Here is a 21,127-nt window from a genome sequence, read left to right as displayed (position 1 = left end):
AAAACACGCGATGATCCAGCGTTACCAGAAGGGTTCGCGCATGAGCCAGGCCGTCAGCTATGGCGGTCTCGTCTACATTGCCGGCCAGGTCGCCGAAGACCGCAAGGCCGGCATCGAAGCCCAGACGCAGGACGTGCTCGGCAAGATCGACGCCCTTCTGAAGGAAGCCGGCACGGATCGCTCGAAGCTCCTCGCCGTCAACGTCTTCCTGCCGGCGATCGTGGATTTCGATGCGATGAACGGCGTCTATGACGCCTGGATCGATCCGGCCAATCCGCCGGCCCGCGCCTGCGTAGAGGCCCGCCTTGCCGATCCCGACCTGCGCGTCGAAATGACCGCCGTCGCCGCCCTCTGAGGGCGGCCCCTGCCCGGACTGGAGACCCCCATGCACAGCGGACTTGTCAACCCGATCGATTTCGCGCTGGACGGCCGGCAGGCCGGGCATCTCGCCATTCCCTATTCGGTCGACCGCTCGCCCTATTACCAGATCCGCATCCCGATCCTGCGCCTGAAGAACGGCGCGGGACCGAGCCTTCTGCTGATGGCGGGCAACCATGGCGACGAATATGAGGGTGAGCTCCAGCTCGGGCGGCTGATGCGGCTTCTCGATGCGGCGACGATCCGCGGCGCCGTCACCATCCTGCCGATGGCAAACCTGCCGGCGGTGATGGCGGCCAAACGCTGCTCGCCCTTCGACGGCGGCAATCTCAACCGTGCCTTTCCGGGCGATCCCGCCGGCACGCCGACGGCGCGGCTGGCACATTTCCTCGAGCACACGCTGTTCCCGCAGCACGACGCGGTGCTCGACCTCCATTCCGGCGGCACCTCCATGGCGCATCTGGCCTGCACGCTCATCGAGCGGCAGGCCGATGCCGCGCGCTTCGCGCGTTCGCTCGACCTGATGCGGGCGATGGGTGCGGCCCATGCCTTCATCGCCGACAACGGACCGGCGGCGCCGACCTCGATGGGCGCGGCCGGCCGGGCCGGCACGATCGGCCTTTCCGGCGAATTCGGCGGCGGCGGAACGGTGACGCCGGACAGCATGGCCTTCACGGCGGCCGTCATCGACCGGTTGCTCCTGGCGCTCGGCATCGTCGAGAAGCCCGTCCTGTCGCGGCAGGCCCTGCCCGCGCCGCCCGCGTTGCAGCTTCTCTCGCTGTCGCGGCACAGCCAGGGCATCTATGCCAGCCGCCGCGGCTGGTTCGAGTCGGCCGTCGCGCTCGGCGCGCATGTCGCCGCCGGCGACCTTGCCGGCTGGTATCACGATCTGGAGCGGCTGGACGACGGCGAGGAGGCGCTGCGCTTCGCCGAGGGCGGCATCGTCATTTCCCACCGGCTGCACACCGATAGCCAGCCCGGCGACTGCCTGATCCAGGTGGCCGAGCCGATCAGCGGCTGATCGCCGCCACCGCCTCGCCCACCCAGTCGAGGCGTCTGGCCGGAATAAGCCCGTAATTGTAGAAATTGACGCCGTCGACGCCCGCTTCGACGGCGTTTTTCACGCGCGCCGTCAGGATGTCCGGGCCGTTGACCTCGGGATAGAAGACGCGAAGGCCGAGTCCCAGGAACTTGTCCGGCCCGAGTAGAGCCCGGCCGGTGCGGATGACCTCGCCGACGGCCTCGGGCGTCATGTCGTAGCAGCAGAGGATCGCCCCGTCGCAGAGCCTGCCGACGGCGGCAAGATCGACGCCGCCGAGCCAGCCGTCCTTGAGGTCGATCAGCACGATGCGCGTCGCCGGGTCGGCGGCGGCCCTTATCTCGCCGATCAGGCTTGTCACCGGCTCGCTGCGCCAGGCAAGGAAGCCGTGAAGCTCGGGATGGGCGCGGAAGGCGTCGATGCCGGCTTCCGGGAAATCGGGGAACTGCCGTTCCGGCACGGCGCGTTCGCAAAGCTGGGCGATGAAGCGGGCGACCGTCTTGCGCGCGCCCTCCACCGGCACGCCAGCCTTTTCGGCCCGCGCGGTGCAATGGTCGCAGAAGCAGAGCGAGAGCAGGAAGTCGTCCTCGGCATTGAGGCCGACGCCGTCCTTCTCGTGGTGGTATTCATGGGCAAAGCCCATGAAGTTCGGGCTTTCCAGCTCCAGCATGTCGGGCCGGTAGTTCGTCGTGATGTCGCGGACGAGCGTCACGACATACTCGCGCGCGGCGGGGCTGGAGGGGCAGAGATTGTAATAGTTGGCATTGCCGAAGGCGTTGCGGGTGACATGCCCGGGATGCAGCATGCCGAGGCGGCTGTTGTGCAGGCAGACCGTCCAGCAGGAGACCTTGAGGCCGGTCTGCGCCCGTGCCTTCGTCAGCGCCGCCAGCATGTCGCCGCGCTCGGCGACGTTTTCGGCCATCAGCGGGCGGATCGTCTTGTCCTGCCAGAGGCTTTCGTCCGGCCGGAAATAGACCGTGCCGTCCTCCGGGAAATAGGCCTTCTGCCGCGGGCTGCGGGGCTGCAGGAAGCGGCCGGCATGGTAGGAGGTGGCCATGCTGACCGTGTTCAGCTTGGCGCGGCCGGCAAGATCGGCGGCGAGCGCCTCCAGCCCCTGGTCCTGGATGTCCCAGGGATAGGTCCACATGGAAAGATGCATGGCGTGCTCCCGTCTATTCTGTCCATTTTATAGAACATATGTCCATAATAGTGTCCATATGGATTTTTGCCCGGAAAGGGCCGAGCTTGCATTTCTGCAAGAAAGCGCCGCCTTCGCCCTTCAGGCGGGATCACGCCGAGCGGGCCGGAACGGCGGCGGGGCGGCTTCGGGCGGGCCCGCTGGCATTTTCGACGCATTGGATGTCGCGAACCGGAGGGATTCCTTGCAAGTCCCGGCGTAGCTTTCCGCCATTGCAGGGGCTTGCGCTGCCGCGAGCGGCCTGAAATATGCACCGAGCCGTTCACGCGGCCGCAAAAAAGGGGATCGCCGGCGCCTGCCCGCAGCACCGGCCGAACGCGAGATGAGACCGATGAAAAGCTATGTGCTGACCGTAACCTGCCAATCGACCCGCGGCATCGTCGCCGCGATCACCGGCTACCTGGCCGAGAAGGAATGCAATATCGTGGATTCGTCGCAGTTCGACGACCTCGAGACGGGCCTGTTCTTCATGCGCCTCACCTTCACCAGCGAGGGCGGCGCGACGCAGGACGAGATCGATGCCGGCTTCGCCCCGATCTCCAAGAAATTCGCGATGGTCCACCGGTTCCACAACAGCGACGAGCGCATGAAGGTGCTGCTGATGGTCTCGCGCTTCGGCCACTGCCTCAACGACCTGCTCTACCGCTGGAAGATCGGCGCGCTGCCGATCGACATCGTCGGCGTCGTCTCCAATCATTTCGATTACCAGAAGGTCATCGTCAACCACGATATCCCCTTCCACCACATCAAGGTGACCAAGGAAAACAAGCCGCAGGCCGAGGCGCGGCTGATGGAAGTCGTCGAGCAGTCTGGCGCCGAGCTGATCGTGCTCGCTCGCTACATGCAGGTGCTGTCGGATGCCGTCTGCAAGAAGATGTCGGGCCGCATCATCAACATCCACCACTCGTTCCTGCCGTCCTTCAAGGGCGCGAACCCCTACAAGCAGGCCTTCGAGCGCGGCGTGAAGCTGATCGGCGCGACAGCGCATTACGTCACCGAGGATCTCGACGAGGGTCCGATCATCGAGCAGGACGTCGCGCGCATCACCCATGCGCAGTCGGCGGACGACTATGTCTCGATCGGCCGCGACGTGGAGAGCCAGGTGCTCGCCCGCGCCGTGCACGCTCACATCCATCACCGCGTCTTCATGAACGGCAACAAGACCATCGTCTTCCCGCCGAGCCCGGGCTCCTACAAGTCCGAGCGCATGGGTTGAAACGATAAAAGGCCGGCGAAATGCCGGCCTTTCTGTTTGCAGTGCCTTGGGACGGCTTTCGCCTGGAAGTTTCGCCGCATTTCCGAACGCAAAACCGCTTCGCACTTTTGCTGGAAATGCTCTAGAGGCGCGCGCCGGCGAAATGGGCGATCTGCGCGCCGAGTTCGTAATAGCCTTCGCGCACCGTGCGGAAGGACTGCGCCTCGGGCTCGGTGACGGGCAGCGGCAGGTCCATTTCGGCGATCTCGCCGGCAATGAGCTGGGCGAGGGTGCGGCCGAAGACCGTGCCGGGCGCGATGCCGCGGCCGTTATAGCCGGAAAAGCCGATGACGTTTTCGGCAAGGCGGTGGAAGCGCGGCAGGCTGTCGGAGGTCATGCCGATCTTGCCGTACCATTCCGCCTCGAAGGCGACGTCGCCGATTGCCGGGAACAGCTTTTTCAGGGCGCGGCGCGCCCAGGCCTTGTGGATGCCGGCGCCGGTACCGCGCAGCGCGCCGACGCTGCCGAAGACGAGCCGGCCGCGCTTGTCGAAGCGGAAGGAGGAGAGGACTTCCTTGGTATCCCATGCCCCCTGCCTTTCCGGCAGGATCTTCGCCTGCATCTCCGGCGAGAGCGGTACGGTGGCGAAGTTGAAATAGGGAAGATGCACGAGCTCGGTGCGAACCTCGTTCCACGGGGCGACCGTATAGGCATTGGTGGCGACGACCACCCAGTCCGCCGTGACCGTGCCGCGCACGGTCTTGACCGTCCAGCGCGTGCCGTTTCGCTCCGCGCCCGTCACGGGGCTACCGGTGAAGACCTTCGCGCCGGCGGCGATGGCGGCGCGGGCAAGGCCGCGCACATAGGCGAGCGGCTGGATCGTGCCGGCGCGCATGTCGAGCAGCGAGCCCGCATAGGCATCCGTGCCGACCTTCACCGCCGTCTCGGCGGCGTCGAGCAGGCGCACCGGGGCGCCGCGGCGGGCCCATTGCTCGGCGCGCTGCTTGAGTTCGTCGAAGCCGGACTGGCCGACGGCGCAGTGCAGCGTGCCGACGGGATTGATCTCGCAATCGATGGCGTGCTTCTCGACGAGGTCGAAGACGAGGCGGGGCGCATTGCCGAGCACTTCGAGCAGGCGGCCGCCGTAAAGGTCGCCGAGCACGCCGGGCAGCTCGTCGGGCATCACCCACATGCCGGCATTGACGAGGCCGACATTGCGGCCCGAGCCGCCATAGCCGATTTCCGCCCCTTCGAGCACGACGACGCGCGTGCCGCGCTCGGCGAGGTGGAGGGCGGTCGAAAAGCCGGTGAAGCCGCCGCCGACAATGACGACATCCGCCTCGGCCGAGCCGGAAAAGGCGGTGGTTTCGGGGGCGGGCGGGGCAGTCATCTCCCAAAGGCCATGGGAGCGCGGATCGTTGAGCATGGTGGTCTGTCTTTTAAAGGAGGAAGATCTTCCCTCGCACAATCGGCCAAGTGCCACCATGACTAAAGCAAAAAATGCGAACGGGGTCATGCCCCCGCCGCATCAAGCCATCCCCGCAGGTCCCTCAGGGAACCTGTTTGGCGATCCAGGCGCGGAAAGCCTGGCTCAGCGGGTTTTCGAGCTTTCCCTCGGGCACGACGAGATAATAGCTGTTCTCGGTCTGCATCGGGCGGTCGAAGACGACGGCGAGGCGGCCGTTCTCCAGTTCCTGCTCGATGAGATATTTCGGCAGCAGCGCGAAGCCGAGGCCGGCGACGGCCGATTCGATGACCATGGCGAACTGGTCGAAGCGATGGCCGCGATAGGCGGTGTCGGCCGAGCCACCGTTCAGCTCGAACCATTGCGCCCAGAGCTTGGGGCGGGTCGCGAGATGCAGCAGCGGCGCCTTTTCCAGGTCCTTCGGCTCGGCGGGGGACCAGGATTTCAGCAGCTCGGGGCTGGCCGCGGGGAGGATCTCCTCGCTGCAGAGATAGGAGCAGGCCGCGCGGGCCCAGACGGGCTGGCCGTAATGGATCGCGAGGTCGAAATTCTCCTCGTCGAAATCGAACGGCGCCGAGCGGGAGGCGATGTTGATGATCGTGCCGGGATTTTCGGCCAGGAAGCCGGGGATGCGCGGCGTCAGCCAGCGGCTGCCGAAGGTCGGCAGCGTGGCGATGGCGAGGCTGTGCTCGGAGGAGGCCGACGCCATGGCGCGCAGCATGGTCTCTTCCGTCTGGTGCAGCAGCTTGCGCACCTCCGGCAGGAAGCGCCGGCCGTCGTCGGACAAAACGACGCGCTGACGCACGCGCTCGAAGAGCAGCACGCCGAGCTGTTCCTCCAGGTCCTTGATCTGGCGGCTGACGGCGCTCTGGGTGAGATTCAGCTCATGGGCCGCCTGCGTGAAGCTGCCGTGGCGGGCAGCGCATTCGAACGCTTGCAGCGTGGTGACGTCCGGGATCAGCCTGCGACTGAGCTTCATTCATTCCTCGCATCAACATAGTCAGAACGGTCGCAATCGCTTGGAGAAACGATCCGGTATTATCCGTTTTGAGAATGATCAGGGCCTCCCACCCTTCTAAAGCAATTTCCGGAAAAGTGTGAGCGGTTTTCCGTCGGAAATTGCGTAACCGTGAGACGAGACTGTTCGCCATGAAAGCAAATGCACAGGTTTCCGCCGACAGGATCCGCGCGGACTTCTCTGCCGCCATGTCCGCCATGTATCGCGACGAGGTTCCGGCCTACGGCACGCTGATGTCGCTGGTCGCGGACGTGAACGCGCAGACGCTCGCCGCCGACCCGCATCTGAAGGCGCGCCTCGACGCGACGGATTCGCTGGAGCGCATTTCCGAGGAGCGCCACGGCGCCATCCGTCTCGGCACGCCGGCAGAGCTTTCCATGATGCGCCGCGTCTTCGCGGTCATGGGTATGTTCCCGGTCGGCTACTACGATCTCTCCACGGCCGGCGTGCCGGTCCATTCCACCGCCTTCCGCCCGGTCGGCGCGGAGAGCCTCAGCCGCAACCCGTTCCGCGTCTTCACCTCGCTGCTGCGCCTCGACCTCATCGCCGATGCCGCGCTACGCGAAGAGGCGGCCGCTGTTCTGGCCGCGCGAAAGATCTTCACCGACGAGGCGGTCGCACTGGTCGAAAAGGCCGAGCGTGACGGCGGGCTCGATGCGACCGATGCCTCCCGCTTCGTCGCGCAAGTGCTGGAAACCTTCCGCTGGCACGACCACGCCATCGTCAGCGCCGACATGTACAGGCGCCTGCACGACGCGCACCGGCTGGTCGCCGATGTCGTCTCCTTCAAGGGCCCGCACATCAACCACCTGACGCCGCGCACGCTCGACATCGACAAGGTGCAGGCGCGCATGCCGGAAGAGGGCATCGCCCCGAAGGCCGTCGTCGAGGGGCCGCCGACCCGTAAATGCCCGATCCTCCTGCGCCAGACCTCGTTCAAGGCGCTGGAAGAGGCCGTCTCCTTCGTCGGCGAGGACGGAAACTGGCAGGAGGGTTCGCACACCGCCCGCTTCGGCGAGATCGAGCAGCGCGGCGTGGCGCTGACGCCGAAGGGCCGCGCGCTCTACGACCGCCTGCTGAACGAGACCCGCGCCCGCGTGCGCCCGGCCGCCGACGGCTCCAATGCCGACGAATACGAAGCGGCGCTCGCCGCCGTCTTCAAGGCCTTCCCGGACGACTGGGACGGCATCCGCAAGGCGGGCCTCGGCTATTTCCGCTATTCGCTGACGGAAAAGGGCAAGTCCGTCACCGGCCGCAACGCCGATCTGGAAACCGCCATCGAAGCCGGCCTCATCCAGTTCGACCCGATCGTCTACGAGGACTTCCTGCCGGTCAGCGCCGCGGGCATCTTCCAGTCCAACCTTGGCGACGATGCGACGCAGGACTTCGTCGCCAGCCCCAACCATGTGATGTTCGAGCGCGATCTTGGCGGCGCGGTGCTCGATGAATTCGCGCATTATGCCGGCATCCAGCGCGCCTCGCTTGAAATGTGCCTCGGCATCGTCAACATGGCGGCCGCCGCGGAGTAATGGACGCAAGCATGATCGAGGCAGGGCATATCGAAGCGCTGAAAAGCCTCGTCGGTGAGAAGGGTCTTCTCACCGGGCCTGCCGACATGGCCGCATACGAGACCGGCGCGCGCTACGACAAGGGCCGCGCCGCTTTCGTCGCCCGCCCGGCGACGACCGCGGAAACCTCCGCCGTCGTTTCCTACTGCGTGCGGAACGCCATCGCCCTCGTGCCGCAATCCGGCAATACCGGCCTCGTTTCCGGCTCGACGCCGGACGGGAGCGGCCGGCAGGGCATCCTCAGCCTCGACCGGCTGACCGCGCCCTTCGAACTGGACCGCGTCAACCGCACGGTGAAGGCAGGCGCGGGCCTGCGCCTTTCCGATCTCAACGGCAGGCTGGAGGAAACCGGCCTCTTCTTCCCCATCGACCTTGGCGCCGATCCGCGCCTCGGCGGCATGATCGCCACCAATACCGGCGGCTCGCGCTTCCTGCGCTACGGGGACGTGCGCCGCAACACGCTCGGCCTCACCGTCGTTCTCGCCGACGAGGCGGGCACCGTGCTCGACCTTTCGTCCGGCCTGCGCAAGAACAATACCGGCGTCGACTGGAAGCAGCTCTTCATCGGCACCTCCGGCGCCTTCGGCATCGTCACCGAATGCGTGCTGAACCTAGAACCCGCGCCGAAACAGTCGGCGACGGCGCTCCTCGTGCCGTCCTCGCCCGAACAGGTCGCGACCCTGCTGGTCGCCATGGAAGATGCGCTGGGCAGCTATCTTTCGGCCTTCGAGGGCATGTCCGGCAATGCGGTGCGCGCCGCGCTCGATCATGTGCCCTCGCTGCGCAATCCCTTCCAGGGCGGCATCGTGCCGGATTTCGTGATCCTTGCGGAAATCTCCCGCTCCAATCAGCCGCGCGAGGGCGAGCAGCCGCTCGACGCGGTGCTGGAGGAGGTGCTGGCCGCGATCTGGGAGCGGGAAGACGCGCCGCTGGCAGACGCCTTCGTCGGACCGCCGCACGAGATCTGGGCATTGCGCCATGCGCTGTCCGAGGGCGTAAAGCATAGCGGGCGATTGATCGCCTTCGATCTTGCCTTCCGCCGGGGTGACATCATGCCCTTCCTCGCCCATATGAAGGCGGAGATGCCGAACCACTTCGAGGATGTGACGATCTGCGACTTCGGCCATATCGGCGATGGCGGCGTGCACTTCAACCTCGTCGTCGCGAAGGACGATCCGCGGCTTGCCGATCCCGATTTCGAGGCGGACCTGCGCGAATGGGTCTTCACCGTCGCGGTCGAGCGGTTCGAGGGAAGCTTTTCCGCCGAGCATGCCATCGGCCGCAAGAACCAGGCCTTCTACGACAGATACACCCCGGACGAGATCCGCAGGCTTGCGGCCGGGTTGAAAACCATCACCTCGCCGGGCCCGCTCGGCGCCATCACCTTCTGAGAGACAACAGGGAGATACCCGATGACGAAAGTCGACGTGAAAACCGAAACCGCAGCCCTTCTCGACAAGCTCGGCGTTGCCCGCGCCGCCTGGCAAGGTGGCGACATGGCCTCCTTCAGCCCGGTCAGCGGCGAGGAGATCGGCAAGCTGAAGACCGTTTCCGCCACTGACACCGACAAGGCCATCGACGCCGCCCATGAAGCCTTCAAGGCCTGGCGCCTCGTTCCGGCGCCCAAGCGCGGCGAGCTCGTCCGCCTGCTCGGCGAGGAGCTGCGCGCCGCCAAGGCCGACCTCGGCCGCCTCGTCTCCATCGAAGCCGGCAAGATCACCTCCGAAGGCCTCGGCGAAGTGCAGGAAATGATCGACATCTGCGATTTCGCCGTTGGCCTTTCCCGCCAGCTTTACGGCCTGACGATCGCCACCGAGCGCCCCGGCCACCGCATGATGGAAACCTGGCATCCGCTCGGCGTCGTCGGCATCATCTCGGCCTTCAACTTCCCGGTCGCCGTCTGGTCGTGGAACGCCGCTCTGGCGCTCGTCGCCGGCAACGCCATCGTCTGGAAGCCCTCCGAAAAGACCCCGCTGACGGCGCTCGCCTCGCAGGCGATCTTCGAGCGCGCGCTCGCCCGCTTCGGCGATGCGCCGGCGAACCTGTCGCAGGTCCTCATCGGCGACCGCGCCATCGGCGAAGCCCTCGTCGACAACCACAAGGTCGCGCTCGTCTCGGCCACCGGCTCCACCCGCATGGGCAAGGAAGTCGGCCCGCGTCTCGCCAAGCGCTTCGCCCGCTCGATCCTCGAGCTCGGCGGCAATAATGCCGGCATCGTCTGCCCTTCGGCCGACCTCGACATGGCGCTGCGCGCCATCGCCTTCGGCGCCATGGGTACCGCTGGCCAGCGCTGCACGACGCTGCGCCGCCTCTTCGTGCATGACAGCGTCTACGACCAGCTCGTTCCGCGCCTGAAGAAGGCCTATACCAGCGTTTCCGTCGGCAACCCGCTGGAGACCTCCGCCCTCGTCGGCCCGCTGGTCGACAAGCAGGCCTTCGACGGCATGCAGAAGGCGCTTGCGGCCGCCAAGGCCGAGGGCGGCACAGTCACCGGCGGCGAGCGCGTCACCGAGGCCGGCAAGGAAACGGCCTACTACGTGAAGCCCGCCATCGTCGAAATGCCGAAGCAGGCCGGCCCGGTTCTCGAAGAGACCTTCGCGCCGATCCTCTACGTCATGAAGTATTCCGACTTCGAAGCCGTGCTGGAAGACCACAACGCCGTTTCGGCCGGTCTCTCCTCGTCGATCTTCACGCTCAACGTTCAGGAAGCCGAGCGCTTCCTGTCGGCCGACGGTTCGGATTGCGGCATCGCGAACGTCAACATCGGCACCTCGGGCGCTGAAATCGGCGGCGCGTTCGGTGGCGAGAAGGAAACCGGCGGCGGCCGCGAATCCGGCTCCGACGCCTGGAAGGCCTATATGCGCCGCGCCACCAACACGGTGAATTACTCGAAGGCCCTGCCGCTCGCCCAGGGCGTCTCCTTCGATATCGAGTAAGCGGCCATGACCGTCTCCACCAAGATCGAGGAGGCGGGCTTCGTGCCCGCCTCGCGTATCGCCGCCATCGGCGTTTCAAAAATCCTGCAGATCGGCGCCCGCGCCGCTGCCATGAAAAAGGAAGGCCTGCCGGTCATCATCCTCGGCGCCGGCGAGCCTGACTTCGATACGCCCGACAACGTCAAGGCCGCCGCCAAGGCCGCCATCGACAAGGGCGACACCAAGTACACCGCGCTCGACGGCACGCCGGAGCTGAAGAAGGCGATCTCGGAGAAATTCCGCCGCGAGAACGGCGTCGATTACGCAATCGTCGAAGTCACCGTCGCGACGGGCGCCAAGCAGATCCTCTTCAACGCCTTCATGGCGACGGTCAATCCGGGCGACGAGGTGATCATCCCGACGCCCTACTGGACGTCCTATTCCGACATCGTGGAGATCTGCGGCGGCGTGCCGGTGCTGATCCCCTGCGACGCGGAAGCCGGCTTCCGCCTGAAGGCCGAACAGCTGGAAAAGGCGATCACGCCGAAGACCCGCTGGGTGCTCTTCAACTCGCCGTCGAACCCCTCGGGCGCCGCCTACAGCGAAGCCGACTACCGCCCGCTGCTCGACGTGCTGCTGCGTCATCCGCATGTCTGGCTGATGGTCGACGACATGTACGAGCACATCGTCTATGACGGCTTCAAATTCGTGACCCCGGTCGCCATCGAGCCGCGCCTGAAAAGCCGCGCGCTGACGATCAACGGCGTCTCGAAGGCCTATGCGATGACCGGCTGGCGCATCGGCTATGCCGGTGGTCCCAAGGCGCTGATCAAGGCCATGGCCGTGATCCAGAGCCAGGCGACCTCCTGCCCCTCTTCGGTCAGCCAGGCCGCTTCGGTCGAGGCGCTGAACGGTCCTCAAGACTTTTTGAAGGACCGCCAGGCGAGCTTCAAGCACCGCCGCGACCTCGTCGTCTCCGCGCTGAACGCCATTCCCGGCCTTGCCTGCCGCACCCCGGAAGGTGCCTTCTACACCTTCTCCGGCTGCGCCGGCGTGATCGGCAAGGTGACGCCGAAGGGCAAGCGCATCGAGGCGGACAGCGACTTCACGGACTACCTCCTCGAAGACGCCCACGTCGCCGTCGTCCCCGGCTCGGCCTTCGGCCTCTCGCCCTATTTCCGCATCTCCTACGCCACGTCGGAAGCGGAACTGACGGAAGCGCTTAAGCGCATCGCGGACGCCTGCGCACGGCTTTCCTGAGCCGCATCAACCAAGTCTGCAAAAGAAAAGGGGCCTCGCAAGAGGCCCCATTTTTATTGATCCGCGCCTTCTGGCGTTCTCTACTTCCCCGCGGCCGAGCCACAGATGCGACAACGCCCCGGTTTGGCCGGGGCGTTGAAAGGGTGAACGAGGATCAGGCGGCGCGGGCGCCGTGGTGTTCCTGGGCGTAGTAGTGGCCGAAGCGGTTGGCGAGGAAGGCGTCGAGGGCGATTTCTTCCTGGCGGACGAAGCCTTCGGCGCGTAGCGAGCCATCGGCCAGCATGTCGAGCACGGCGCAGATCGAGCCGGCCGTCGTGATCTGGATGGCGGAATGCAGCACGCCGGCGACCGGGGCGCTATAGACCTTGTTGGCGTAAGTTTCCTGGATCAGGCGACCGCCCTTGCGACCGGAGACGGTCACGAAGATGATGACGACGTCCTGCGTGGTGGTCGGCAGGGCGTTTTCGAAGATGTCCTTGAGGACTTCGCGGCGATGACGCAGGCCCAGGTCGTTGAGCAGCGCCTTCATGATGGCGGCGTGGCCCGGATAGCGGATCGTGCGGTAGTTCAGCGTGCGGACCTTGCCCTTCAGCGTCTCGCAGAGCGTGCCGAGGCCGCCGGAGGTGTTGAAGGCTTCGTAGGTGACGCCGTCGAGCGAGAATTCCTCGCGCTCCTCGAGGGCCGGGACCTCGATCAGCGCGCCTTCGACGATGGCTTCGCAGGGCTCGATATATTCGTTGATGACGCCGTCCGTGCTCCAGGTCAGGTTGTAGTTGAGGGCGTTGGACGGGTACTGCGGCAGGGCGCCGACGCGCATGCGCACGCTGTCGAGCGTGTCGAAGCGGCTTGCGAGGTCGTTGGCGACGATGGAGATGAAGCCCGGCGCGAGGCCGCACTGCGGAATGAAGGCCGTCTTGGCGTTCTCGGCGATGCGCTTGACCTGCCGGGTGGATTCGACGTCTTCCGTGAGGTCGAGATAGTGCACGCCGGCAGCGGCGGCCGCTTCCGCGATGGCGACCGTCAGGTGGTAGGGCGCGGCGGAGAGGACGGCGAACTTGCCGGTCAGCAGCGCCTTCATGGCGGCGGCGTCGGCGATGTCGACGACGGCGGTGGAGACGGCGTCATGGCGCTCGATGGCGGCAAGCTGGTCTTCCGAGCGGTCGGCGACGGTGACGCGGTAGTCCCCGCTATGGGCCAGCATGCGCGCGATGGTCGAGCCGATCTTGCCTGCGCCGATGACGACGATGTCCTTCATGTGATTACCCTCCGGCATGAATTGATGCGCGCATTTTGATGGCGGAGGCTGTCGATTTAAAGCGCCATATCTAGCATAATGCGCCATCGATATCGGCAGAACGACGGTGGAAATGAGCATTTCGACGCTAGGCCCCAAGGATCGCGAACTCCTCGCCATCCTCAGCGAGAACGCCCGCGAGCAGACGGCGACCATTGCCCGAAAACTGGGCCTGTCGCGCACCACCGTGCAGGCGAAGATCGACCGGCTGGAGCGCGACGGGGTGATCGCCGGCTACGGCGTCAAGCTCTCCGACGCCTATGAGAGCGGCATGGTGAAGGCGCATGTGCTGATCACCATCGCGCCGAAGACCCTCGCCCGCATCACGACGGAGCTGCATGCCATTTCCGCGGTACGCACGCTGCATTCCGTCAGCGGCAGCTTCGACCTCATCGCCGTGGTCGAGGCGGCGTCGATTGCGGAGCTGGACCACCTGATCGACCGCATCGGCGCGATCGACGGCGTGGAGCGCACGCTGTCGTCGATCATCCTGTCGACGCGGATCAGGCGATAGGCGAGGGGGGCCGGGCGGATGACGGGGGAGCGCTACCAAGAGGCTGCCATCGCTCTGCCGTCTCAGTCTACGATTTTCCGCACCCCCTCTCCGTCGTCATCCTCGGGCTTGACCCGAGGATGACGACGGAGAGGGGGTGGCGTCAAGGTATCCAGGGGATACCCACTTCAAGCGATGAACCGCTCCGGCCGGTACGGCCCGATATTGATCGTCGTGCGCTCGCCGAGCATCTTCTCCGCCAGGATGCGGCCGGTGATGGGGCCGAGGGTCATGCCGTGGTGGGCGTGGCCGAAGGCGAACCAGAGGCCGGCGTGGCGCGGGGCCTTGCCGATGATCGGCATCATGTCCGGCGTGCAGGGGCGGGCGCCCATCCACGGCTCCTCGTCGCGGCGTTCGGCGAGGGGGAAGAAGTCGCGGGCGACCTTTTCGGCGCGGCGAAGCTGCACCGGGGTCTTGCGCGCATCGCGCCGGGCAAATTCCGCGCCGGTGGTGAGGCGGATGCCGCGCAGCATGGGGGCGAGGAAATAGCCGCGCTCCGCGTCGAGCACCCAGTTGTTGAGCGTCGCGCCTTCCTCCGCGCCGTAGTGCATGTGGTAGCCGCGCTTGACGGCGAGCGGGAAGCGGTAGCCGAGCTTGCGCGTCACGGTGTCGGCCCAGGGGCCGAGTGCGACGACGACGTCCTTCGCCTCCAGCGGGCCTTCCGGCGTGGCGATGCGCCAGCCCTCGCCTTCGAGCACATGCTCGATGGTCGCCGCATCGCCGGATTTCAGCATGCCGCCGAGCGACTGGAAATAGGCGAGGTAGCGCTTCAGCAGGCTCTGCGGGTCGCGGATCGACCAGGGATCGGTCCAGCGCAGCCCACCGGTCAGCTCCGCGCGGATATGCGGCTCGGCGGCGGCGACCTCGGCGGTCGTCAGCTTCTGGTGGTTGACGCCGAAATTGGCGGAGAGTTTTTCCGCCTCCGCATAGGCCTTGTCCCTCTCCTTCTCGGAGCGGAAGACCTTCATCCAGCCGTCCTTGCGGATGAGGTCGTCAGCGCCGGAGGCGGCGATCAGGTCGGCATGTTCGCTGATCGAATGCTCGATGAGCGGGGCATAGAGATGGGCGATGCTCTGGTGCTGGCGGAAGCCGGAATGCCACCAGTAGCGCGCAAGGAAGGGGATGATGCCGGGGATCGCCGAGGGATGATAATGCGCATCGATCGTGTTGTTCAGCGCATAGCGGAAGAGCGCGCCGAAATCATGCGGGAAACCGTAGGGATAGACGCCCTCGCGCTGGATGAGGCCGGCATTGCCGTAGGAGGTTTCCTCCGCCGGGCCGCGGCGGTCGACCAGCACCACCGACTTGCCGCGCCGCGCCAGGTGGATCGCGGTGGAAATGCCGACCACGCCCGCACCGAGAACAATGACATCCGTCTTCATCTGCATGCCCCAAGGAATCTGCCTTGCCCATCAATGCATCGGCATCCCGGGCAAGGCAACAGCCCATCGGGTCTATTCGCCTACTGGCCGGCGAGCCGCAGCAGGTTCTCGATGGCCGGGCGCTCGAAACCGCCGATCCCTTCGGAAATGTCGGCCTTGATGGCGGCGGCCACGGCATCCTCGTCGCGCTTGCGCAGCGCCGCGATCGCCTCCTGGTGGCGGTCGACGAAATAGAGCTGGGCGACATGCTCCATGGCGATGCCGAGGAAGGGGCCGAGCTGCAGCCAGACGCTTTCCACCATCGGCATGATCACCTGCTCGGGATTGGCGGTATAGAGCGTGCGATGGAATTCCTGGTTCAGCAGCAGCGCCGTCGCCTTGTCCTTGCGCAAGATCGCCTCGTCCTGCGCCCGGTCGATCTCGGCGAGCCGGTCGATGCAGCGCTCGGTGATATGCGGCACGGCCCTGCGGGCGGCGTGCTGCTCCAGCATGGCGCGCAGCGCGACGAGCTCGCCGAACCGGTCGGCCGTCATGCGCGGCACCATGATGCGGCGGTTGTCTAGAACGCGCAGCGCCCCCTCGGAGGAAAGGCGTCGCAGCGCCTCGCGCACCGGCGTCGGGCTTGATTCCATGGCTTCGGCGATGCCGCGGATCGTCAGCGATTCCCCCGGCCGGATCGAGCCCACCATGATTGCCTGGCGCAGACGCCGATGCGCATATTCATGCGTCGTCATGCCTTCCGGCCGCTCCAGCGGTTCCAGCGCCAAATTGCCCAATCCATCCCTCCTGTGAAAGACTGTCGGGTGCTACCCTGTCCTTTGTGACAGGTTCTAGCAGCTTGACCCACGACAAGAAAGTGTGCATATTTTGAAAATGTGATCACAAAAATAATTATGTGATACGGAAGGGGACTTGTGGTGAACGACGATTCCAACTGGCTGATCAATGCCGATGGCGTGGAGAGCATCCAGGCCGTCGTCTGCGACCTGAACGGCATCCTGCGCGGCAAGCGCGTTCCCGTCGGGCAGGCGGAGAAGGTGCTGAAAGGCGGAATCCGCATGCCGCTCTCCATCGTCGGCGTCGATGTGTGGGGCGAGGATATCGTCGGCTCCAGCCATGTCTTCGCCTCGGGCGACATGGACGGCATCTGCGCGGCGACCGGCCGCGGCGCGCTGCCCGTGAGCTGGACGCTGAAGCCGTCGGCCGTCGTGCCGCTCTGGCTGTTCAAGGAGAACGGCGATCCTTTCCTTGCCGATCCGCGCCAGGCGCTCGCCCATATCGTCCGGCAGTATCATGAGCTCGGCCTTCGCCCGGTCGTCGCCTCGGAGATGGAATTCTACCTGATCGACGCCGAGCCGGACCATGCCGAGCCGCCGATCTCGCCCTATACCGGCAAACGCCTCGATTCCGACGCGATCCTCTCCATCGACGAGCTGGACGACTTCGGCCAGTTCTTCTCCGACGTCTATGCGGAATGCGAGCGGCAGAACGTGCCTGCGGATTCGGCGGTTGCGGAAAACGGCATCGGCCAGTTCGAGATCAACCTCATCCATTCCGACGATCCGCTGAAGGCGGCGGACGACGCGCTGTTCTTCAAGCGCATCATCAAGGGCGTCGCGCGCAAGCATGGCTTTGCCGCCACCTTCATGGCCAAGCCCTACGGCATGCGCTCGGGCAGCGGCATGCACATGCATTTCAGCGTGATCGACGAGGACGGCAACAATGTCTTCGACGACGGCACGCCCGAGGGCTCTTCCATCATGAAGCATGCCGTGGCGGGCCTGACGCGCGGCATGGCGGAATCGACCCTGCTCTTCGCCCCGCACTACAATTCCTACCGGCGCCTGCGTCCCGACACCCATGCGCCGACCTCGATCTCCTGGGGCTACGAGAACCGCACCGCCGCCATCCGCATTCCCGGCGGCAACAACAAGGCGCGGCGCATCGAGCATCGCGTCGCCGGCGCGGACGCCAATCCCTATCTCGTCATGGCCGGTATCCTCGGCGCCGCCCTCGTCGGCATCCGCAACAAGTGGGAGCCGCCGGCGCCGGTCTCGGGCCGGGCCTATCTCTCGCAGCTGCCGCGCATCCCGAGCGAATGGGGCTCGGCCGTCACCGCCTTCGAGAACGGCTCGATCGTCTCGGAAATCTTCGACCAGGATCTCCGCTCCATGCTGATCGCCTGCAAGCGGCAGGAAATCGCCGGTTTTGCCGAACAGGTCACCGACTTCGAATTCAGCGCCTATCTGGAAATCGTCTGATGGCCAACAACCAGTCCTATGCCGGCAACGGCGCCTATCCCGACAGCTATTACGCTGCCTCCCGCAACATCATCCGCACGCCGAAGGTGCTGGAAGGCGCGGTCACGGCCGACGTCGCCGTGCTCGGCGCGGGCTATTCCGGCCTTTCGACCGCCATCCACCTCGCCGAAAAGGGCTACAAGGTCGTGATAGTGGAGGGCGCGGGCATCGGCTGGGGCGCGTCCGGGCGCAACGGCGGGCAGGTGGTCAACGGCCTCAATGCCAGCCTCGATACGATCAAGCGCCGCTATGGCGACCAGGCCGGCGCCTTCGTCGGCAGCCTCGTGCAGGAAGGCGGCAAGATCATCCGCCGCTTCGTCTCGCAGTACGAGATCGATTGCGACCTGAAGAACGGCAACATCTACGCCGCCTACACGCCGGCCCACATGAAGGAGCTGGAGCACAAGAAGGCGCTGTGGAAGAGCTACGGCATGGACGACCACCAGATGCTGGACAAGGCGGCCATGCGCAAGCTGGTGAACACCGACGCCTATATCGGCGGCATGCTGGACACGACCGGCGGCCACATGCACCCGCTCAACCTCACGCTCGGCGAGGCCAAGGCGCTGGAATCCCTCGGCGGCGTGATCTACGAGCAGTCGCCCGTCATCCGCGTCGAGCACGAGGCCGAAAAGCCGGTGATCCACACGGCAAAGGGCAGCGTGACGGCGAACACCGCCGTGCTCTGCGGCAATGCCTATCTCGGCCATGTCGTGCCGAAGCTCGTCTCGCGCGTCATGCCGGTCTCGACGCAGATGATCGCCACCGAACCGCTCGGCGAGCGCGCCGACGCGCTGATCCCGAGCGACATGTGCGTGGAGGACGTGCGCTACATCCTCGACTATTTCCGCCTGTCGGCCGACAAGCGCATGATCTTCGGCGGCGGCACCGTCTATGGTGGCACGGACCCCGCGGACGTGCGCGCGAAAATCCGCCCGAACCTGGAAAAGGTCTTCCCGTCGCTCAAGGGCGTGAAGATCGACTATGCCTGGAGCGGCAATTTCGCGCTTTCCTTCTCGCGCGTGCCGCAGATGGGCAAGATCGGCAAGAACACCTATTTCGCCCATGGCTACAGCGGCCACGGCGTCACCGGCTCGCATCTCTTCGGCAGAATCCTGAGCGAGGCGATCCACGGCGACCTGTCGCGCTTCAGCCAGTTCGAGAAGCTGCCCTGGATCCCCTTCCCGGGCGGGCGCATGTTCCGCGCGCAATATTCCACCATCGGTTCCTGGTGGTACCAGTTCAAGGATGCCTTCGGGCTTTGAAAAACCACCCAGAAACGAAAACGCCCGGCGAGAGCCGGGCGTTTTGTTTTGAGGTGGAGGGCCTCAGTGCTTTGCCGGCAGGCGCGGCAGGAAGACCGTGAGGATGCCGAGCAGCGGCATGTAGGAGCAGACCTTGTAGACGAACTCGATGCCGTGGCTGTCGGCGACGCCGCCGAGCAGCGCCGCGCCAAGGCCGCCCGCGCCAAAGGCGAAGCCGAAGAAGATGCCGGCGATCATGCCGACGCGGCCCGGCACCAGCTCCTGCGCGAAGACGACGATGGCGGAGAAGGCCGAGGAGAAGATCAGGCCGATCAGCACCGTCAGGACGCCCGTCCAGAAGAGGTTCGCATAGGGCAGCATCAGCGCGAAGGGGATGACGCCGAGGATCGAGAACCAGATGACGAAGCGCGTGCCGAACCGGTCGCCGATCGGCCCGCCCATAAAGACGCCGAGCGCGGAAGCGCCGAGGAAGAGGAACAGCATGAGCTGTGCATGCTGCACGTCGAGGCCGAAGCGCTCGATGGTGTAGAAGGTGAAGTAGCTGGAAATGCTGGCGAGATAGGCGTTCTTCGTCGTCGTCAGCAGGACGAGGACGGCCAGCGCCCAGGCGACCCGGCCGCGCGGCAGAGGCAGCTCGCGGCTGGCGGCGGGCCGGCCGGCGGCAAGGCGGCGCTCGCCGGCATACCAGTTGCCGACCCAGGTGAGGATGATCATGCCGACAAGCGCGACGGCCGAGAACCAGGCGACGCTCGTCTGGCCGAAGGGCAGCACGATGAAGGCGGCGAGCAGCGGCCCCATCGCCGTGCCGGCATTGCCGCCGACCTGGAACATGGACTGCGCCAGGCCGTGCCGCCCGCCGGAGGCAAGACGCGCGACGCGCGAGGATTCCGGGTGGAAGATCGCCGAGCCGAGGCCGATCAGGCAGGCGCCGAAGACGAGCACGGGGAAGGAATGGGCATAGGCGAGCATGATCAGCCCGACGAAGGTGCTGCCCATGCCGACCGGCAGCGAGAACGGCATCGGCCAGCGGTCCGTCACGATGCCGACGGCCGGCTGCAGCAGCGAGGCCGTGACCTGGAAGGCCATGGTGAGCAGGCCGATCTGCACGAAATCGAGCGCGTAGTTCTCCTTCAAGAGCGGATAGAGCGACGTCAGCAGCGACTGCATGATGTCGTTCAGCATGTGGCACGCGCTGACGGCGACGATGATGGAATAGGTGGTGGCGGCGGCGCTGCGCGGCGCCGCGGGAACGACAGTCGACATATTGGCCTCGAAATGATCCGCCAGATCGGCGTTTTTTGCTGAAATACAAGGATTGCTTGCGGCCTGCTTTTGTGGTGAGGTCCATTTCTTACGCAAGTGGGCCAAAATGGAAAAACTCAACGCCGCGCGCCTCAGGGCGCTGGATGCCGACCACATCCGCAATCTTGCCCGCATGGAGCAATCCAACGAGGATATCCTCGTCCACAGTTCGGATATTCCGGGCGGCTATACCGTGCCGCGGCACCGCCACCGCCGCACGCAGTTCCTCTGCGTCTTTTCCGGCGTCGTGCTGGTTGCGACCGATCGCGGCCGCTGGATGATCCCACCCGGCCATGCCCTCGTCATTCCGCGCGGGCTGGAGCATTCCGTCGAGATGTACAGCGATGTCAGCATGCGCTCGGTCTATATCTATTCGCCGGAAGGCCGCGCCGCCGCGCTGGAGCCGACGGTGCTGGAGGTGACCGACCTTGCCCGCCAGCTCATCGCCGAGGCGGTGCGGCAGGGCGCGCCGGCGGAGGAGCGCGGGCGGGCGGAGCTGATCATGGCCCTGCTTCTCGACGAGATCGGCCGCCTGCCGGAGCGCCGGCTCGGCCTGCCCTTTCCGGCGAGCGGCCGGCTGGCCGGCCTCTGCCGTGATTTCGTCGACCAGCCCTCGCCAACGGCGAAGATCGACGACTGGGCGCGGCGCCTCAACATGAGCCGGCGCACGTTCACCCGCTTCTTCCGGCAGGAAATGGGCGTCAGCTTCGTCACCTGGCGTCAGCAGGCCTGTTTGTTCGCCTGCCTGCCGCGCCTTGCCGCCGGCGAGCCGGTGACACGCGTCGCGCTCGATGCCGGCTACGAGAGCGTGCCGGCCTTCACCACCATGTTCCGCCGCATGCTGGGCACCTCGCCGCGCGCCTATCTCACGAGCCGCAAGGCGGCTTGAGCCAAGGCTTGCGACAATCGGGGACTGTTTTCCGGCGGCGTTTGGCGTTAGGAAGGGGTGCGGGACCCAGACCGGGCCGCAAGCCGGGAGCGCCAGCCGCACGGGA

General features: G+C 65.9%; 18 protein-coding genes. 11 read left to right on the top strand and 7 right to left on the bottom strand.

What is annotated here, in order from left to right; all coding sequences use genetic code 11:
- The first annotated feature begins 10 nt into the window (after positions 1-10).
- Positions 11-355, top strand: coding sequence for a RidA family protein (locus ACZ1A1_RS15230; protein WP_119257888.1), 345 nt, complete (start codon positions 11-13; stop codon positions 353-355).
- A 30-nt stretch (positions 356-385) separates the two neighbouring features.
- Positions 386-1,399 (top strand): succinylglutamate desuccinylase/aspartoacylase family protein, encoded by a 1,014-nt coding sequence (locus tag ACZ1A1_RS15225; RefSeq protein ID WP_463620557.1) that lies wholly within the window; start codon positions 386-388, stop codon positions 1,397-1,399.
- Here ACZ1A1_RS15225 and ACZ1A1_RS15220 read toward each other — a convergent pair.
- Complete coding sequence (locus ACZ1A1_RS15220) at positions 1,389-2,576, bottom strand: hypothetical protein (protein ID WP_463620556.1); 1,188 nt, start codon at positions 2,574-2,576, stop codon at positions 1,389-1,391. The genes ACZ1A1_RS15225 and ACZ1A1_RS15220 overlap by 11 nt on opposite strands.
- Positions 2,577-2,946: 370 nt before the next feature.
- Here ACZ1A1_RS15220 and purU point away from each other — a divergent pair, with 370 nt between their 5' ends.
- Entirely contained in the window at positions 2,947-3,831 is an 885-nt protein-coding gene (gene purU / locus ACZ1A1_RS15215; protein ID WP_415212934.1) for a formyltetrahydrofolate deformylase, read from the top strand.
- A 121-nt stretch (positions 3,832-3,952) separates the two neighbouring features.
- Here purU and ACZ1A1_RS15210 read toward each other — a convergent pair whose 3' ends face one another.
- Positions 3,953-5,236, bottom strand: coding sequence for an NAD(P)/FAD-dependent oxidoreductase (locus ACZ1A1_RS15210; RefSeq protein WP_463620555.1), 1,284 nt, complete (start codon positions 5,234-5,236; stop codon positions 3,953-3,955).
- A gap of 124 nt (positions 5,237-5,360) precedes the next feature.
- Complete coding sequence (locus tag ACZ1A1_RS15205) at positions 5,361-6,254, bottom strand: LysR family transcriptional regulator (RefSeq protein WP_313196518.1); 894 nt, start codon at positions 6,252-6,254, stop codon at positions 5,361-5,363.
- Positions 6,255-6,424: 170 nt separating this feature from the next.
- Between ACZ1A1_RS15205 and hglS the strand changes: the two genes are divergently transcribed.
- From hglS to ACZ1A1_RS15185, 4 genes are read left to right on the top strand one after another with little or no spacing between them, the layout of a single operon-like run.
- Positions 6,425-7,822 carry a 2-oxoadipate dioxygenase/decarboxylase HglS gene (hglS, locus tag ACZ1A1_RS15200; RefSeq protein WP_463620554.1) on the top strand — a complete coding sequence of 466 codons (1,398 nt, stop codon included), beginning with the start codon at positions 6,425-6,427 and terminating at the stop codon, positions 7,820-7,822.
- A gap of 11 nt (positions 7,823-7,833) precedes the next feature.
- Entirely contained in the window at positions 7,834-9,252 is a 1,419-nt protein-coding gene (locus tag ACZ1A1_RS15195) for an FAD-binding oxidoreductase (protein ID WP_463620553.1), read from the top strand.
- 21 nt (positions 9,253-9,273) lie between these two features.
- A complete protein-coding gene (amaB, locus tag ACZ1A1_RS15190) occupies positions 9,274-10,797 on the top strand; it encodes an L-piperidine-6-carboxylate dehydrogenase (protein WP_463620552.1) in 1,524 nt (507 codons plus the stop codon).
- 6 nt (positions 10,798-10,803) lie between these two features.
- Positions 10,804-12,036, top strand: a complete 1,233-nt coding sequence (locus ACZ1A1_RS15185) for a pyridoxal phosphate-dependent aminotransferase (RefSeq protein ID WP_463620551.1) — start codon at positions 10,804-10,806, stop codon at positions 12,034-12,036.
- 154 nt (positions 12,037-12,190) lie between these two features.
- On the opposite strand, the gene ACZ1A1_RS15180 is transcribed toward ACZ1A1_RS15185, so the two are convergent.
- Positions 12,191-13,291 carry a saccharopine dehydrogenase family protein gene (locus ACZ1A1_RS15180; protein WP_313196523.1) on the bottom strand — a complete coding sequence of 367 codons (1,101 nt, stop codon included), beginning with the start codon at positions 13,289-13,291 and terminating at the stop codon, positions 12,191-12,193.
- Positions 13,292-13,403: 112 nt separating this feature from the next.
- Between ACZ1A1_RS15180 and ACZ1A1_RS15175 the strand changes: the two genes are divergently transcribed.
- Complete coding sequence (locus ACZ1A1_RS15175; protein WP_244763294.1) at positions 13,404-13,844, top strand: Lrp/AsnC family transcriptional regulator; 441 nt, start codon at positions 13,404-13,406, stop codon at positions 13,842-13,844.
- A gap of 167 nt (positions 13,845-14,011) precedes the next feature.
- On the opposite strand, the gene ACZ1A1_RS15170 is transcribed toward ACZ1A1_RS15175, so the two are convergent.
- The gene (locus tag ACZ1A1_RS15170) at positions 14,012-15,265 is read right to left on the bottom strand and encodes an NAD(P)/FAD-dependent oxidoreductase (protein ID WP_463620550.1); all 1,254 of its coding nucleotides are present in this window, start codon (positions 15,263-15,265) and stop codon (positions 14,012-14,014) included.
- Between the two features lie 80 nt (positions 15,266-15,345).
- Positions 15,346-15,999 carry a GntR family transcriptional regulator gene (locus ACZ1A1_RS15165; RefSeq protein WP_313196546.1) on the bottom strand — a complete coding sequence of 218 codons (654 nt, stop codon included), beginning with the start codon at positions 15,997-15,999 and terminating at the stop codon, positions 15,346-15,348.
- 180 nt (positions 16,000-16,179) lie between these two features.
- On the opposite strand from ACZ1A1_RS15165, the gene ACZ1A1_RS15160 reads away from it, so the two are divergent.
- Together ACZ1A1_RS15160 and ACZ1A1_RS15155 are read left to right on the top strand one after the other, a co-directional pair.
- On the top strand, positions 16,180-17,526 hold the full coding sequence (locus ACZ1A1_RS15160) for a glutamine synthetase family protein (protein WP_409530085.1): 1,347 nt from the start codon (positions 16,180-16,182) through the stop codon (positions 17,524-17,526).
- Positions 17,526-18,830: an NAD(P)/FAD-dependent oxidoreductase gene (locus ACZ1A1_RS15155; protein ID WP_463620549.1), complete on the top strand. Its 1,305-nt coding sequence runs from the start codon at positions 17,526-17,528 to the stop codon at positions 18,828-18,830. Before ACZ1A1_RS15160 ends, ACZ1A1_RS15155 begins: the two co-directional genes overlap by 1 nt.
- 63 nt (positions 18,831-18,893) lie before the next feature.
- Here ACZ1A1_RS15155 and ACZ1A1_RS15150 read toward each other — a convergent pair whose 3' ends face one another.
- Positions 18,894-20,093 carry an MFS transporter gene (locus ACZ1A1_RS15150; protein WP_463620548.1) on the bottom strand — a complete coding sequence of 400 codons (1,200 nt, stop codon included), beginning with the start codon at positions 20,091-20,093 and terminating at the stop codon, positions 18,894-18,896.
- A 106-nt stretch (positions 20,094-20,199) separates the two neighbouring features.
- Between ACZ1A1_RS15150 and ACZ1A1_RS15145 the strand changes: the two genes are divergently transcribed.
- A complete protein-coding gene (locus ACZ1A1_RS15145; protein ID WP_463620547.1) occupies positions 20,200-21,021 on the top strand; it encodes an AraC family transcriptional regulator in 822 nt (273 codons plus the stop codon).
- Positions 21,022-21,127: the final 106 nt, after the last annotated feature.

This window comes from Shinella sp. R2-11 (genome assembly GCF_055330205.1).
This window is presented reverse-complemented; position numbering and strand designations above follow the sequence as displayed.